Source organism: Bradyrhizobium septentrionale (assembly GCF_011516645.4).
GTDB lineage: Bacteria > Pseudomonadota > Alphaproteobacteria > Rhizobiales > Xanthobacteraceae > Bradyrhizobium > Bradyrhizobium septentrionale.
In genome coordinates this window covers 5,302,344-5,315,926 of sequence record NZ_CP088285.1, presented here as the reverse complement: position 1 = coordinate 5,315,926, position 13,583 = coordinate 5,302,344, and the positions used below count along the sequence as shown (strand labels likewise).

Annotated in this window: 13 protein-coding genes and 6 pseudogenes; 7 read left to right on the top strand and 12 right to left on the bottom strand. The window is 58.9% G+C overall.

The window, feature by feature from the left end; genetic code table 11:
• Window positions 1–49: 49 nt before the first annotated feature.
• The 3 genes and pseudogenes from HAP48_RS27135 to HAP48_RS27130 form a co-directional block, all read right to left on the bottom strand.
• Window positions 50–850 carry a hypothetical protein gene (locus HAP48_RS27135; RefSeq protein WP_029085171.1) on the bottom strand — a complete coding sequence of 267 codons (801 nt, stop codon included), beginning with the start codon at window positions 848–850 and terminating at the stop codon, window positions 50–52.
• A gap of 69 nt (window positions 851–919) precedes the next feature.
• Window positions 920–1,135 (bottom strand): annotated as a pseudogene (locus HAP48_RS50930) (DUF3800 domain-containing protein); the annotation flags it as partial.
• Window positions 1,042–1,386 (bottom strand): hypothetical protein, encoded by a 345-nt coding sequence (locus tag HAP48_RS27130; RefSeq protein WP_156929119.1) that lies wholly within the window; start codon window positions 1,384–1,386, stop codon window positions 1,042–1,044. The pseudogene HAP48_RS50930 and the gene HAP48_RS27130, both read right to left, overlap by 94 nt.
• A gap of 557 nt (window positions 1,387–1,943) precedes the next feature.
• Between HAP48_RS27130 and HAP48_RS27125 the strand changes: the two genes are divergently transcribed.
• Together HAP48_RS27125 and HAP48_RS27120 are read left to right on the top strand one after the other, a co-directional pair.
• Window positions 1,944–2,192, top strand: coding sequence for a DUF262 domain-containing protein (locus tag HAP48_RS27125; RefSeq protein WP_166208673.1), 249 nt, complete (start codon window positions 1,944–1,946; stop codon window positions 2,190–2,192).
• 52 nt (window positions 2,193–2,244) lie between these two features.
• Window positions 2,245–2,590: pseudogene (locus tag HAP48_RS27120) on the top strand (transposase); the annotation flags it as partial.
• Window positions 2,591–3,092: 502 nt separating this feature from the next.
• On the opposite strand, the gene HAP48_RS27115 reads toward HAP48_RS27120, so the two are convergent.
• The 5 genes and pseudogenes from HAP48_RS27115 to HAP48_RS27105 form a co-directional block, all read right to left on the bottom strand.
• Window positions 3,093–3,815, bottom strand: a complete 723-nt coding sequence (locus HAP48_RS27115) for a 4'-phosphopantetheinyl transferase family protein (protein WP_166208676.1) — start codon at window positions 3,813–3,815, stop codon at window positions 3,093–3,095.
• A 434-nt stretch (window positions 3,816–4,249) separates the two neighbouring features.
• On the bottom strand, window positions 4,250–4,642 hold the full coding sequence (locus HAP48_RS50925) for an SDR family oxidoreductase (RefSeq protein WP_156929098.1): 393 nt from the start codon (window positions 4,640–4,642) through the stop codon (window positions 4,250–4,252).
• The gene (locus HAP48_RS50185) at window positions 4,599–4,982 is read right to left on the bottom strand and encodes an SDR family oxidoreductase (RefSeq protein WP_084518834.1); all 384 of its coding nucleotides are present in this window, start codon (window positions 4,980–4,982) and stop codon (window positions 4,599–4,601) included. Before HAP48_RS50185 ends, HAP48_RS50925 begins: the two co-directional genes overlap by 44 nt.
• The gene (locus HAP48_RS50180; RefSeq protein WP_029085075.1) at window positions 4,979–5,371 is read right to left on the bottom strand and encodes an SDR family oxidoreductase; all 393 of its coding nucleotides are present in this window, start codon (window positions 5,369–5,371) and stop codon (window positions 4,979–4,981) included. The genes HAP48_RS50185 and HAP48_RS50180 overlap by 4 nt, the downstream gene beginning before the upstream one ends.
• 67 nt (window positions 5,372–5,438) lie before the next feature.
• Window positions 5,439–5,610: pseudogene (locus tag HAP48_RS27105) on the bottom strand (IS6 family transposase); the annotation flags it as partial.
• A gap of 51 nt (window positions 5,611–5,661) precedes the next feature.
• Between HAP48_RS27105 and HAP48_RS27100 the strand changes: the two are divergent.
• Window positions 5,662–6,780 (top strand): annotated as a pseudogene (locus HAP48_RS27100) (IS3 family transposase).
• Between the two features lie 462 nt (window positions 6,781–7,242).
• On the opposite strand, the gene HAP48_RS27095 reads toward HAP48_RS27100, so the two are convergent.
• From HAP48_RS27095 to HAP48_RS50510, 3 genes and pseudogenes are all read right to left on the bottom strand, one after another.
• On the bottom strand, window positions 7,243–7,509 hold the full coding sequence (locus tag HAP48_RS27095) for a hypothetical protein (protein WP_063619006.1): 267 nt from the start codon (window positions 7,507–7,509) through the stop codon (window positions 7,243–7,245).
• A 390-nt stretch (window positions 7,510–7,899) separates the two neighbouring features.
• Window positions 7,900–8,568 carry an FtsH/Yme1/Tma family ATP-dependent metallopeptidase gene (locus HAP48_RS27090; RefSeq protein WP_165128183.1) on the bottom strand — a complete coding sequence of 223 codons (669 nt, stop codon included), beginning with the start codon at window positions 8,566–8,568 and terminating at the stop codon, window positions 7,900–7,902.
• A 179-nt stretch (window positions 8,569–8,747) separates the two neighbouring features.
• Window positions 8,748–9,027 (bottom strand): annotated as a pseudogene (locus tag HAP48_RS50510) (MFS transporter); the annotation flags it as partial.
• A 126-nt stretch (window positions 9,028–9,153) separates the two neighbouring features.
• Here HAP48_RS50510 and HAP48_RS27080 point away from each other — a divergent pair.
• The 4 genes and pseudogenes from HAP48_RS27080 (at window position 9,154) to HAP48_RS27065 (ending at window position 12,497) form a co-directional block, all read left to right on the top strand.
• Window positions 9,154–10,488, top strand: a pseudogene (locus HAP48_RS27080) (IS701 family transposase).
• A 384-nt stretch (window positions 10,489–10,872) separates the two neighbouring features.
• The gene (locus tag HAP48_RS27075) at window positions 10,873–11,067 is read left to right on the top strand and encodes a cold-shock protein (RefSeq protein ID WP_225024712.1); all 195 of its coding nucleotides are present in this window, start codon (window positions 10,873–10,875) and stop codon (window positions 11,065–11,067) included.
• A gap of 52 nt (window positions 11,068–11,119) precedes the next feature.
• Entirely contained in the window at window positions 11,120–11,968 is an 849-nt protein-coding gene (locus HAP48_RS27070; protein WP_224496622.1) for a hypothetical protein, read from the top strand.
• Between the two features lie 10 nt (window positions 11,969–11,978).
• Window positions 11,979–12,497 (top strand): hypothetical protein, encoded by a 519-nt coding sequence (locus HAP48_RS27065; protein ID WP_029085003.1) that lies wholly within the window; start codon window positions 11,979–11,981, stop codon window positions 12,495–12,497.
• A 252-nt stretch (window positions 12,498–12,749) separates the two neighbouring features.
• Here the strand turns inward: HAP48_RS27065 and HAP48_RS27060 are convergent, their stop codons facing one another.
• Window positions 12,750–12,971, bottom strand: a complete 222-nt coding sequence (locus HAP48_RS27060) for a hypothetical protein (RefSeq protein ID WP_029085002.1) — start codon at window positions 12,969–12,971, stop codon at window positions 12,750–12,752.
• Window positions 12,972–13,583: the final 612 nt, after the last annotated feature.

Genomic DNA, 13,583 nt, shown 5'->3' with positions numbered 1-13,583 from the left:
TCATGGCGAGCTTCGAGATCGGCACAGCAGCTCAGCATAGTGCCCATCTTCATCTGCTATGGCGCGCCAACAGCAATGAGCCGCGATCTCTATTGTCTGCTGGCAACCAAAAACGAAGCTTGTCACAGACCCTCGAAGCCTCGGATAACGCAAGCCAAGATCCGCAGCTTAGATTGCCGCCGATGCGGGCAATTGGACAGTGCAGTCGCTCCCCTGAGGCGCCATCCTCTCTATTGCACACACAGCTCTCGCTGGCGAGGCGACGATGGATCTCGTCCGATACTGCGGGACGCGGCCGGTGCCGCAGGTCGGGTGCTGGAAACAGGCGATCGCGCGCAGCTTCCTCCCAGATCTCGGTCAGCACTGGCAGATAGAATGACAATGCCTCGACGGCCGTGTCGTTGAACGTGAACTTGTCGACAAGCTGTTCGGCAATGCGTTCGGCGCCCCATATCCTCAAGGAGCGGCCTTGCATCTCGGGCTTCGCTAGCGCCGCTTTGAGGAACTCATCCACAATCTGCGGGCGTTCGGGCTGTGCGGCGATGAGGAGCACCAGTTTTGCATTCGGACGATGAGACAAGGCATGGGCGAGATCCTGCTCGGCCTTGGGCATCCCCCTCGTGAAATAGTCGTCGTGCGCGGAATATTCCGCGACTATCGCGCCATCTGCGCTGCTGCTATCGAGCACGCGCCTGATCGGAAAACCGAGCGCGTTCAAGCCACTGTGCTCGAGCGGCGTCGAGAGCAAATGGTCAAGGAAAAGCTCCCCAAAGCGCTCGAAATCAGGGCCGATTACGCCGATAGGCGCGATAAGGCGCTGGATCAGGAGCTTTCGGGTCTGTGGGTTCATAGCCAAATATCATAAGGCCTCCATCTGCCCTAGGAAATGGGTATCCCGTCGGGCATCATCGAGCTCGCGTCACACCGCTTGCGGGAGACTTGGCAAGGGCCCGGTCACTTCGTGTAGTCGGCCATCCAGATCACCGAGAAATTCCATAATTGCCTTGTCGAACAGGTCGTAATGCTCGGGATCGGTAGCGGTTATCCCGTCGCGCCGGCGCAGGAAGCGCCCGATGGCGTAGGCGACGACATCGGCAATCTGGAGGCCCAGTATGTGCGCGGAGTTAGAGAAATGGCACCGCCGCCAATCAGCGTGGCGCTGCCTTCGAACTTGACCAAGCTCGGCCCAGGCGTGGTTTTGTCTCGATCGATAAGTAGGACCGCGGGACCCGCAGCGGCTAGATACTCGGCAACCGAACGCAGGAAGACCTGCTTCACAGCTGCCTTATAATTTTTCTTAGCGACAGCTCCACCAACCTGCTGAAGCAGGTCGGCATATTGAGCCTTGCAGATGCGCGCATAGACAAAGATCGCCCTGCTGGTCAATTATGAAGTGGTCTCCAGGTCGCCCGTCTCTATCGCCGCGCGACAGACGGTTCGCAAAGCGCGGCCCAGTTCGGCCGAATGCACGCGGCAGTCTTGGAGGAGGGGAACACGAAGTTCGCATTTAACCTTGCGATCTGCAAGCGACCTCGACGACTTGCTGAGGCGGTATACCGCCGTCGGCCTTCTCGTGTCTCCAAATTGAGATCGTCTGCGCTTCAATCACAAAGCCATACCTCTAGCTTCTCCACTTTGCGGCCACTCTCCCGTCGTTTCGGGCCGTGGCTCGCCCAGCGGGATAAGATCTCAGCTCCCCTAGCTTGACGTTATTGACGTTGCGGAGGCCGTCAAGCGCTTTCGCAGCGCTCCATGACGGGTAGTCCTTTGCTGCGAATTCCCTCCCTATTCCATGCAGTTTTTCCTCGTCATTATCTGCAAAACTGCACTTTTGCGCCCGCCACGCGCGGTTGCGATTTCAATTCACAACCGAAAATAGTATCCTTGGCGCCGATATCCGGTACGCAAAGACGGCAACCGGGCAAGGAATTTAAGGAGAACAGATGATTCGTCATACGATTGAAGCAAACGAGAAGCCGATACTTGATATCTTTTGCGACAAGTACCTTTTCAGCATCCCATCATACCAGCGGCCGTATGCTTGGACTACAGAGCAGGCCAGCGATCTCCTTGACGACATAACGACTGCTTGTGGCGCCACGGGGGATGTCGCTAACGCGAACCCGTACTTTCTCGGCAGTATCGTCCTGATCAAGAACCTGTTTGCCGTCAGGGCGTGTGAGACAAATTGAAGGATTTTGCGGAGGGAGGATTTCTGGTTCATCGTAGCCAACAGGAGCGCAGATGGAGCAGAAATCCGGACTGGGCAAAGCGCCGGCAGAACAAGTGCTAAAGGACATTCGGCGCCAGACGCGCCGGCAGTATTCGACGGAAGAGAAGATCCGTATCCGTGCTGGAAGGACTGCGGGGCGAGGAGAATATCTCCGAGCTCTGCCGGCGCGAGGGCATTGCCGCCTCGATGTATTACGGCTGGTCCAAGGAGTTCCTCGAGGCCAGCAAGCGCCTCCTGGCGGGCGATACGGCGCGAGCTGCGACCTCCGGCGAGGTGAAGGATCTCCGCCGGGAGGCCGCCGCCCTGAAGGAGGCCGTAGCCGATCTGACCCTGGAAAACCGTCTGCTCAAAAAACGTATGGCCCCGCCCCGTCTGCAAGGGGTCTGATTCGGTTAAAGGAGATCGTGGTCGACTGGGCTGCCCTGGTCACCAATATCAAGCCGAAAAGCGAACATCCGACTTTTCGCGTGCGCCTGGCGCTCGGCTTTACCACCTCATTAAGCTGCAATGCGACATCATAATGCATTCACGCATCTGTCACGGACTCGGCTTATGGCTTCAACATCGTCAAATGACCGAGGATTAATCATGAGCCCTTTGTCAGACATGCTGCGAAACCTGCGGTGGGATGACTACCGTTACTATCACCGGAGCAGAATTAATCAGATGCTGCATTTGATCAGCGCTTTCATCTTCCTCGGTTGCTACGCGCTCTTGTTCAAGGACCCGGCAATGGCCGGCCTCGTTGGCTGGGCTCTCATCCTGTGATGAGGATTGGCTCGGACCGCCCGAGCAACCCTCGGACGCGCAGCGTAGGGCGAGCCACCTCATCGGCGGAGGCGGACATGCGGGCTTACGCTCATTCGGGTGAGCGTACTTGACAAACAGATAGGGTCACCGGACAAGATGCTGGCTTTCGGACCGCGAGGGCCAGCACATGCTGCGGACTCGGCCGCTGCTCGATGAACTGCCATTGAGTCGCATCATCGGCCTCGCCCTGGCTAAACGAGATGGAAGCCGGATTCAGCGAGAAGGAAAAACTGTCGAGTGGGCGACTCAATCCCTCGCCGGTCGCCTTGATGAAAGCCTCCTTCAGGGTCCAGAGACGGAAGAAGCATTCGGCTTGCTCGTCTGGCGGTGCGTCGCGCAAAATGGCGACCTCCGACGGGCTGAAATAGCGTTCGGCGATATCGAGGCTCGCCCGGCTCGGCGTGAGCGTCTCAACGTCGATCCCGACGTCGACGCCCACGCTGACCGCACAGGCAACGAAGCCCCTGGTATGCGACAGATTGAACCGAAGTTCGGACCGGCCGAGGGCCCGATCGATCTGGGGCTTGCCATGCTCTTCGACGATGAAACGCCAGTTCGCGGGCGGCAAGTTGCCTACCGATGCAAGCGCGCTACGAACCAGCCAATGTGCTGCGACGTATGTCGATCGATCGTCCTGGACATAGAACTTGTCCGCCTGTGCCTGCTCAGAAGGGTCCAGACAAGCACGCCATTGCTTAACAGCTGCGGCCGAAGGAGAGCCCAGCCTCATCCACCACACCGCGACTTCGGTCGATCTCGAGGTGCAGATCATTACTTCACCTGACGCGAGCGGGACCGGCCCGCCACGATCACGCCGCACTTCCGGCCGCAGGCGTCTGGAGGTGCCCGCCGTTCAAGTGCGAATCCCGGCAACCGGTCAGATACGTCGATAACAGCAAAACGTCATTTTCGGAAATCCGGTCAAGCCCGAATGCCGAGCCAGGAGAAACTGTCGTATTGGCGGCTCAATGGAAGGATCTGACCCGAGGAAGAAATTCATTGTCGATGAAATGCGATACGCAGGTTGAGAGCAAACCTCGATCGATTGACGGACACGAGATATCACTGCCAAAGAGGCCGGTCAACGTATTCTGGCAGCTGATGGTGACCGGAAGATCCGCACCTTGGGGGTATTCCTCCGAGCAACGGCGCGATCCAAAAAAGGCCGCGCTCGTCGGCTCAGCCTCGGCATGACGGACAATGGCGTCACACCACGTTGCGAAAGGGACAACTGAAACTGATACCCGTAGCTACCGAGCACCTCGAGGATCTCGATCCAGCGACAGACGCGCCGTTGGCAAGTGGAATGTCTGTCCGGACAAACGCTGCCAAGCGACAGGTGACGATGGCTTTGCTCGCATAGTCGACGGGAATAACGTTCACCGGGCCGTCGAACTGCGGCGCGAACCCCGTTTCGATGCAAGCTTTGAGCAGTAACCACAGGAAATCATGCCTCTGGCAGGCACCGCTGTGGCTGTCCCCCAGATGCGCCTGGCCGAAAGATGTCAACCGAAATGCCTCTGCGGCGCGCCTCGATCGCCAACTGCTCAGCGACCTACTTGCTCTGTGTGTAACCCAGTGACAATCCCTCGGGGTCATCCGGGAGATCTTCCTCGCGGAGTTCTCGCCCCGCCACCGCTTCGCGCGACGAGAATACGTGCAGGGTGGACACGAGATGCACCCGCTTCACGCACCCGCGGCTGGCAAGCCGGAGGAGTTCCTGCATGCCGAGGACATTGGCGGCCTTGAGCCCCTCATACGGCCAGATAGAATTTACCGTCGAACCGCAGTGACAGATGCTATCGACCGTATCCGTCAGCATTTCGAAGTCGGCACTGGAGAGGCCCAGTAGCGGCCGCGCCGTATCCCCGGCCAGAGGCACCACCCGCACTGCGAACTGTCCCTCCGCAATGTGGAGGGATGTGAGATTGCCGCTCAGCCGGACGAGGGCCTTCTACCATCACCGGCGCGCACCAAGCAATAGATTTTCGCGTCGGTCTGGCCAAGGAGTTCGCGGAGTAGAAAGGCCCCGAGAAATCCGCTGGCGCCAGTGAGCAAGATGGCACGCGGCGACGTCGACGGCCGGGATGAGACGGACAAGGCGCGTCTGATGGAAGACTCGAGTACTGCCTCGGCGCGAAAATCGGCCTGCGGCATCGTGTCGATCGAGCCGGTCCGCTTCTTCGTCTCGATCACGTGACTCACCCGGGCAACGGTCGGCCTCTCGAACAGCGTGCGTAGCGGCACGTCCACATGCAGCGCCTCAGGCAGCCGATAGATGAGCTGGGTGGTGGAATGTCCTCCGAGGTCGAAGAAGCTGTCGTTCATCCCCACCCGGTCCACCCACGGTCCACCCCGAGGACTTCAGCCCAGATGTCGGCGAGGCATCGTCAACTTAATCGACCGCCGAGCTGAAGGAGGCGATTCTCAAAGGTTCGAGATTCTGCGATAGCGCTTGTCGTGGAGATCTCGCGCCAAGTCGCAAAGGCTCGTTCGCGTGAAGCACGACGGAAGTCGGCAGTGACGGCTCCGGGATAGGGGATGTGGAAAGGGTTCGCATCCTGATTGAACCTCCTCCGAACGAGTGGACACCTGTAGTAGGCTTATTGAGCCAGGAGGTGTCGAATGGAGGACGTCAACGTCGGTCGTTTACCGAGGAGTACAAGCGGCAGGCAGCTGAGCTTGTGGTGTCGAGTGGCCGGTCGATCACGGCCGTTGGCAAGGAACTCGGTTTGCGCGACTCGGTGCTGCGGCGCTGGGTTGAGAAGCTCCGGCGGACCAGGCTGCCGAGATCGCCCGTTTGCGTGAGGAAAACGAGCGGCTGCGCATGGAGCGGGACATTTTTAAAAAAGTCGATCGCGATCTTTGCCGGAACACGGCCATGAGTTTCCGCTTCATCGAGGACCATCGCGATACCTACCCGGTGCGGCTGATGTGCGCCGTGCTCGAGGTCTCGCCGGCCGGCTATTATGCCTGGCGCGAGCGTCCGGAGAGCACACGTACGGCCACCAATGCCGCGCTTCTGGCTGATATCCGACAGGTCCACCAGGATAGCGGCGGGCGCTATGGCAGCCCACGGGTCCACGCCGTACTGCGGATGCGGGAACGTGGCGCCAGCCGTGGCCGGATCGAACGCCTGATGCATCGGCACGGTGTCCGCGCCATCATGGCTCCGCCGCGCCGGGTTCGGACCACCGACAGCCGTCATGGCTTGCCGATCGCGCCGAACCTCGTCGATCGCAACTTTACCGCCGCAGCGTCGAACCGGATCTGGCTCGCCGATATCACCTACATTCCGACTGCTGAGGGTTGGCTGTATCTGGCGGCCATCATCGACCTCTTCAGCCGCAAGATCGTCGGCTGGGCGATGCGCGATCACATGCAGGTCCTCGCCTCGTCGGCATTGACGATACATCCAGCAGCAGAAGCCGAAGGCTGGATTGATCCATCACTCCGATCGCGGCGTGCAATACGCCTCGCACGACTATCGCGCCGCCTTGTCGGCGGCCGGGATCGTCGGATCAATGAGCCGCAAAGCCAACTGCTACGACAGTGCCCCAATGGAGAGCTTCTTCCATACCCTGAAGACCGAGCTCGTTCACCATCGTCAATACAAGACCAGAGCTGAGGCCCAGCGCGATATCTTCGCCTACATCGAGGGCTTCTACAATCGAACCCGTCTCCATTCCGCCATCGGCTATATCGCGCCGATCGACATGGAGCTAAAAGCAGCTTAACCCTGTCTACTTATTTGGGGGAAGATCACCGGACGATCTAATCCAATCTGCCAGGTGAGCGGTCACTTGATACTCGCGCGCTTTGCGCAATATCGCGTCGCGCTTTGCGCATGCCGGCATTTGGTCAGCGCGGCTCCTTAAGCGCGCCGCCTCTTCCAACAGGCGGTCAGTAAGGGGCTTTGTTAGCTTGAAAAGCCTCCGGTGTTTGGTCATGCACTTTCTCCCCGGATGTGTACCTTAGACCATGCGATCTCTGAGCCGAGAGAAACCTATGCTGGGTCGCTGGCAACACGATACGCGGGCGGGTTGGAGCGGACCGCCCGCGCTAGTTCTGACTTTGACGTTAGTGTCCCGCGACATCGGGGCCAAGCAACCAAGCCCAGCAACTAGCGTGCCAAACAATCGCACGCGGCCCGAAAAGGCTCTGGTCAGCCGTGCCTTGAGGATTGGGGCGGCTCGATCCTAGCCGGTATCAGGACGCCACGTCCGCGAGATCAGCGGATCAATCCGATCATCGTATATGGTCACAAGCTCGCCGGCTCTTATGCCAAGGCCCTTCAAGTCGGCTTCGCGGAGTTCGGAATTCGAGATCGCTGCTTCGCCCGCGCTGGCCGCCAATGAAGCCTTTACTGCTTCTGCCGCATCGGCGATTGCGACCGCATAGGTTACATATCGAAGCTTGCCGTCGTCTTGGGGGACGCCGATCGTAACCATCCATCCTGCTGCCATCAGTCCTCCGATATTCAAGACAGGCGGTTACTCTACGCATTCACCCCTAGCAGCCACCTCCCAATAATGGCAGGATCGCAAATCCGTGGCGGCCCAGTCCGCAAGATCACGGGACCCTCTTCCATGCGTAGCGCGAGCTGCGCTAGACTGCGACTTGGAGGAAAGCCGCAGTGGCGAGCAAGTTTGAGCGGATCGACACTGTCGCGCGGCCGGCCATCCTGCCATGCCTCCGCCGTGTGCAGGCGTGGCGCAGGCGCGGCTCCAGCGCCTCCTATCTGATCCCAACATCGCACAGAATGACCCGGGAAGGCTCAAGTCTATCAAAGCGGCACAGCACTACATGGCCGTCTCCGTGCGCGCCAAAGCCATCCTCGCCGGGATCATCGATCGCTAGGGGACGCCGGGGGCAGCGCAGCAAATAGCCAAATCAAGCATCGGGCCGTAGAGCCTGTCAGCTCCGATCAATAGTTCTTCCGCGACAATTTCGATAGCGCGCCAGCTTTCCGCCACGAGCGTCTTTGCTTTCGCCTCATAGTGCTCGCGCGGCTCCGGCAATTGCGTCATTGCGCTGGTGATGTTGGCTTCGTCATCGCCAGCACAAAGCAGCCGGCCGGTGAAGCGAGCTTCCGCGAATGGCCCTGCCATCGTGATCAAGATTTCAGTCTTGGGGCTGGCCTTCTCGTGCCACACGTGCCCAATGCGACCCATAAAAGGAATGATGGCAACACACGCGACCTCTATGTCTAGTGCGCGAGCAATCACTGCATGCCCCGCCTCGTGATATGCAGCGATCTCGCGCTCTTCGAATACTTCGGTGTACTCCTGCTCGATATCCGGAGGATGGCAGCGCGACCCTAGGGGCCTGACATTGCTAGGGCGTAACTTTAACGCGCGCATCCGCGTTGTGGAAGAGAGCTTCCGTTTTGGAGGCCGCCTAGGTGTCGGCCTACGCGCTTCGAGCTTCGCGATCGCGGCAAGCACGACGGCCGTTGCGACCTTCCCTTGAGACCATTGTGTGAGCGCCTCAATGGCGATCTTCAACGCCCCTTCACGGGTCATGGCATGATCTCCACAGCGTGCACCAACTAGAGCATTTTCCGATCACGTCCAGCATGGAGCTGCCAAAGCCCATCCGGCGAAGTCATAGGCACCGGAAGGACTCGGCATGGCCAGGGCAACCTCTGCGGTCACGTCGGTTGTGCGCGTCACGAGGCCGCGGTCCGGATGGTAAGATGCCGCAGCAGCGCGGCGATCTGTGGCCATATCATTGGGCCGGCGTCCGGCTCGATCTCCGAGCCCACCGCCCAAGGGTGCAGCAGCAATTCCTACTGCATTGCTGACGACCGTGCTCGCAAAGGCGAGAGGCGGCAACTTGCAGGACGTTTCGGGCAGGACACTGCGCAACCAAAATCCGAACGGCAGCGTACCGGCACCGAGCAGAAACGCGATCCGCCATCCGTACGCGTCCAGCGCCTCGCTTGTCATGGCGACGGAGAGTATTTCTCCGACCAGCGCTCCGCGCCGTTTCTTTCGCTCCGCATGACTAGCACTACTTTGGCAGATTTTGGCGATTGATCGGCGAAACTGGATTCCCGAATCGGATTTTCAATGATTCATGGGCGGTCGGCTTTTGGAGGGCCGACCATGGTGAACACGACGCCGAAGTGGGAAGACGAGCTTGGACGCTGGCTCAAGCCATTCCCGGATCGCTTGGGTCACAGGGCTCGGCGAAGGATGTGTCCCCTTTATATCTCGGGACTGATTGGACCAGGCGATCGCAAGAGCATCCAGCCGATGGCGGCGCGTCTGGCACCGGGTGACTATGACCAGTTGCACCACTTCATCGCTGATGGCGTCTGGGATGCGACGCCATTGGAGTCGGAATTGCTGGTTCAGGCCGATCGCCTGGTCGGCGGCAAAGATGCGGTGCTGGTCATCGACGACACCGCGATGCCGAAGAAGGGCGATCGTTCGGTTGGTGTCGCTCCGCAATATGCCTCGTCTCTCGGCAAGATGGCCAATTGCCAAACATTGGTGTCGTGACGCTTGCGCGGGGTGAAGTGCCGGTCATGGTGGCATTACGTCTCTTCGTTCCCGAGAGTTGGACGAGTAATCCGGTGCGTTTGAAGCGCGCCGGTGTTCCAGTCGAGCATCGCGTAGCGCGAACCAAGCCAGAGATCGCGTTGGCGGAGATTGATCGCGTGATCGCAGCCAGTGTTCGCTTCGGCTGTGTGCTGGCAGATGCTGGATACGGTCTCAGCGCGCCGTTCCGTCAGGGGCTCACGACACGCGGCCTGGCCTGGGCCGTCGGTATCCCTCGTCACCAGAAGGTTTATCCGGTCCGGGTTAAACTGATCTGGCCGGTCGCCGGTCGAGGTCGTCCCCGCAAGCGGCACATTCCCGATGTATTGTCGACGGAGGCCGAAGACATGCTGGCCAATGCCAAGTGGCAAAATGTGAGTTGGCGAAACGGGACCAAGGGCCGGTTGGAAGCTCGCTTCGCCGCGGTTCGCGTGCGGACCGCGGATGGACCTCCGCAGCGGATCAAGGACATGGGCCAGCAGCATCTTCCGGGGGACGAAGCTTGGCTCATCGGTGAACACAGGGCGTCGGGAGCGAAGAAGTATTATCTCGCCAATCTGCCGACCAAAACGGACCTGCGCTCTTTAGCTGCCACGATCAAAGCCCGATGGATTTGCGAACAGGCCCATCAGCAGTTGAAAGAGGAACTGGGGCTCGATCACTTCGAGGGACGGTCCTGGCAAGGCCTCCATCGTCATGCTCTTATGACCATGATCGCTTACGCATTCCTCCAGTATCGCCGTCTCGCACAAGCGGGGGAAAAAAAAGAATCAGCGGTCCTCCGCCTCAACCGAGCCTGCCGGCCGTGCGCCAAGCCATCGTCGAACTCATCGTTCGACCACGACCTCAGCGATGCCCGTACTGCAGAAGACAAATCGGCGAAAAGCAACGGCGTGAATAAATCTGCCAAAGTAGTGCTAGGAGCCTTGCTCATCTCGCGCATACGTGCGGCGAGTTGTCGTACTTCGTATGCAATGTCGAGCTCGCGACATCGTTGGCGGGCGCCGAACAAGTGTTGGCTTGCTTTCAGACAGAAAGCATCCATCGTGCGTGCCCCTTGCGCCGTGCGTCAAGTTCACTGCGCCTGCGCGGAACCGTCAGGTGATTGGCTCGGTTTTTGCTGCACTACTTGCCAACAGCCTGCAGTTCCTCTGCTTTGTCGGATTGTCCACTGAAGCTCACTCATCTCAATAGAGACTCCGGTCAACAGCACTCCGAGCCGCCAACTGAGGCGGCTTAGCTTCGAGGGGAAGGAAGTTGAGATCAAGGCAATCAGGAATAGTGACGAAGTGGGTCGCCGATCGCGGCTTTGGGTTCATCAAGCCCGACTCAGGGGGCGACGATGTCTTCCTGCATATTAAAGCGCTGCCACTCGGCTCGGAGCCTCAGGAAGGCACGCGCGTAACCTACGATGTCACCAATGACGCCCGCAGCGGTAAGTCGCGGGCGGTCAATGTGCACACACGGTCGCAGTGAGATAGCAAAAACACGCTGATGCACAACTAGTCCCCAGCTGGAAGTTTATGATTTGAAAACCAAGAAAATCGCAATGATGGCCACAGCCGTTGCAGTTCACGCGTTACTCGCCACGCCCGGCCAGGCCATTGAAACCTACGATATCAGGGATTCGAACGGTGTGCCGTTCATGCGGGTGCGGATATTCGGTACCGGCGACGGCCCTTACTGTTGCGGTGAAACTAGGAAGCCTGAGGATTCACTGCGCAATCTGTCGCGAGGGGAAATAGATCAATCACTGGCGGCAATTCGGCATTGGGCTGAAATCATCAAGGTCGTACATGGTCAATCGCCGGCCAGTGTCAATATCGGCGGGTTTCTCGATAACAACGCACATGCCTCTATCCATACGTCCAGCGATATACAGGGTGCCGGCACCAAGGTGCAGGCGGCACTCACCGGTCAGGATCCGAGCAAACCGAACTATGGGGCGCATGGCATGATAACAATCGGCGAGATGGGTTTTTCATCCGAGGCATATATCCCATCGCAATTGTCGATGACGCCGCAGGCGAATCTGACAGCCGTTGTGTTTCACGAGGGCGCACATCAGCTCGGTATCGGCAGTAGCATTTTCGGCTATTTTGCACACTCACCGTATTTCCCTGAAGCGATAAATGCTTGGACGACCCATTTGTACGATGACAATGGCAAGCAGGCTAAGCCGGGACAGGCGATTTATTGTTCCGGCTGCGCGAACTCGCCAGCTGACGAGGTTTTTGATCTGCGGCACGATCAAGGCTATTTCGCCGGGAAGCATGTGAATGAAGTGCTAGCCGGTGGCCATGCCCGGCATTCCGGTGCGAGCGATGAGGGAGAATGGTCAGCCGGATATACCGTTCGCGTCGCATACCGAGCTTAAGAACAGTTTGATGAGCCACCAGAGATACCGGAACTACACCTATCTGATGGAGGCGGAGATCGCAACGTTGCAGGATCTCGGCTACATCATCGATCAGCGCAATTTCTTCAGTTACTCCATCTACGGCAACGGCCAGACTCTGGTGAATGATGACCCCTTCTTCGCCCGTAACGCTGACGGCACCGCCTATCTCGCGAATACCTACAACACGGCCACGCTCGGACTAGGATTGCACGTTTATGGCAGTAGCAACACCGTGGTTCAGCGCGCCGACCTGCTTTCAGGCGGAGCCGGGGGCGCTGGCATCCGTGTCAATGGCGGAAACAATTCGATAACAATCCTGCCCGGGACCCGTGTCTATGCGGACGGCGCCTATGCGCGCGGCGTCATGTTCGCCTATGGCAAGGATCACACATTCACCCAGCGTGGCAACGTGCAGGCTCTCGGCGAGGCAAGTTTCGACTTTGGCAACAACCCGCTGGCATGGTGCGGCGCTGTCAGGGGACATTTCAGGAGCAGAGCCAAATAATCAGGAACGCCATCGGGAGGCCGGCACCCAACGCGCCGCCGATCGTCAACGCAAACGCCGAAATCAAATTTGCATCGGCCTGAGGCTCACGCCCAGACACGCCGTTACTCCACGAGACCCCACGGGCATCGCGTTCAGCGCTGGCAGGTGAGCGAACCAGTGCTTTGGCAGCATCAACACGCGACGCTTTCTCAGCTCGCCACTGGTAGTCGTCAGCTAGGGCTTTAAGCTGACCCGCAATCGCTCGGTCGGTCATGGTTTGGGCAGCGCGGAGCAAAGTCTATGCGGTTTGTAAGTATTCCTTGCCTCGTTGTAAGCTGAAGCTCCCGCCCACGCTAGGTATTCCGCGCCCGCATCTGTCAGATAAACTTGGCCATCCAAGCCAATCACCGCATAGCCTACCGCCAGCGCGCTCCACATCGTCCCCCAGGACAAGGAGATCATCTCGAACAGCAATCCGGTGAAAATGGTCATGCGACGCGGCTCTCCTTGTGTCTGGAACATCACAGAGCCCTCGCGCGGTTCTCAGGCGCCTGGTCTAAGGCGATGTGGCGCCAGGGTAGCCAACCGCGGTCACTTGCCCGGCGCGTTCTGAAGCGATCGAAACACTACTTGGAACAAATGGGGCGCCATGAGTAGTACCGGACGAGACCACACGTGCCATCACAAACTGCGCATCGCGCGGCTCTGCCAGATCCAAGATTATCGGAGCAATTGGGCATTGTAGTCTCCTCTTGGTATTATCGTCCCTGTTCGTCGATCGTCCGTTTTCACCTCCTACTTCATGAGCCTGTCCGCTTTTCCAACGCATGCAGCCTAGGACGATTGCGATCAGAGACTCAATTGAACGTAGGTAATCGTCGGGCATCCAAGGGGGCCACGGAACGATACGAAGGTTTACGGCGCGCGCCCTTAAAACCGACCATTTCCGCAATGGGGCGTAAGCGCCAAGCTGAGCCGCTCAGGCAGCGTGAGCTATGCGGGAACCTGGGTGATGACGGAATGAGATTTCGGTAGTTACGCGAATAGGTGGCGTACTTTACTCGCTTCAGCTCGAGCCGAACTTTGTAGTTCGGGTCGTCGCAG

Coding starts and splice junctions, on each gene's coding strand:
- HAP48_RS27115 (WP_166208676.1), bottom strand. CDS start 3,815: ATGATCTGCACCTCGAGATCGACCGAAGTCGCGGTGTGGTGGATGAGG.
- HAP48_RS27125 (WP_166208673.1), top strand. CDS start 1,944: ATGATTCGTCATACGATTGAAGCAAACGAGAAGCCGATACTTGATATC.
- HAP48_RS50925 (WP_156929098.1), bottom strand. CDS start 4,642: ATGACCCCGAGGGATTGTCACTGGGTTACACACAGAGCAAGTAGGTCG.
- HAP48_RS27135 (WP_029085171.1), bottom strand. CDS start 850: ATGAACCCACAGACCCGAAAGCTCCTGATCCAGCGCCTTATCGCGCCT.
- HAP48_RS27060 (WP_029085002.1), bottom strand. CDS start 12,971: ATGACCATTTTCACCGGATTGCTGTTCGAGATGATCTCCTTGTCCTGG.
- HAP48_RS50180 (WP_029085075.1), bottom strand. CDS start 5,371: ATGAACGACAGCTTCTTCGACCTCGGAGGACATTCCACCACCCAGCTC.
- HAP48_RS27090 (WP_165128183.1), bottom strand. CDS start 8,568: ATGACCCGTGAAGGGGCGTTGAAGATCGCCATTGAGGCGCTCACACAA.
- HAP48_RS27065 (WP_029085003.1), top strand. CDS start 11,979: ATGAGCCACCAGAGATACCGGAACTACACCTATCTGATGGAGGCGGAG.
- HAP48_RS27095 (WP_063619006.1), bottom strand. CDS start 7,509: ATGGCAGCAGGATGGATGGTTACGATCGGCGTCCCCCAAGACGACGGC.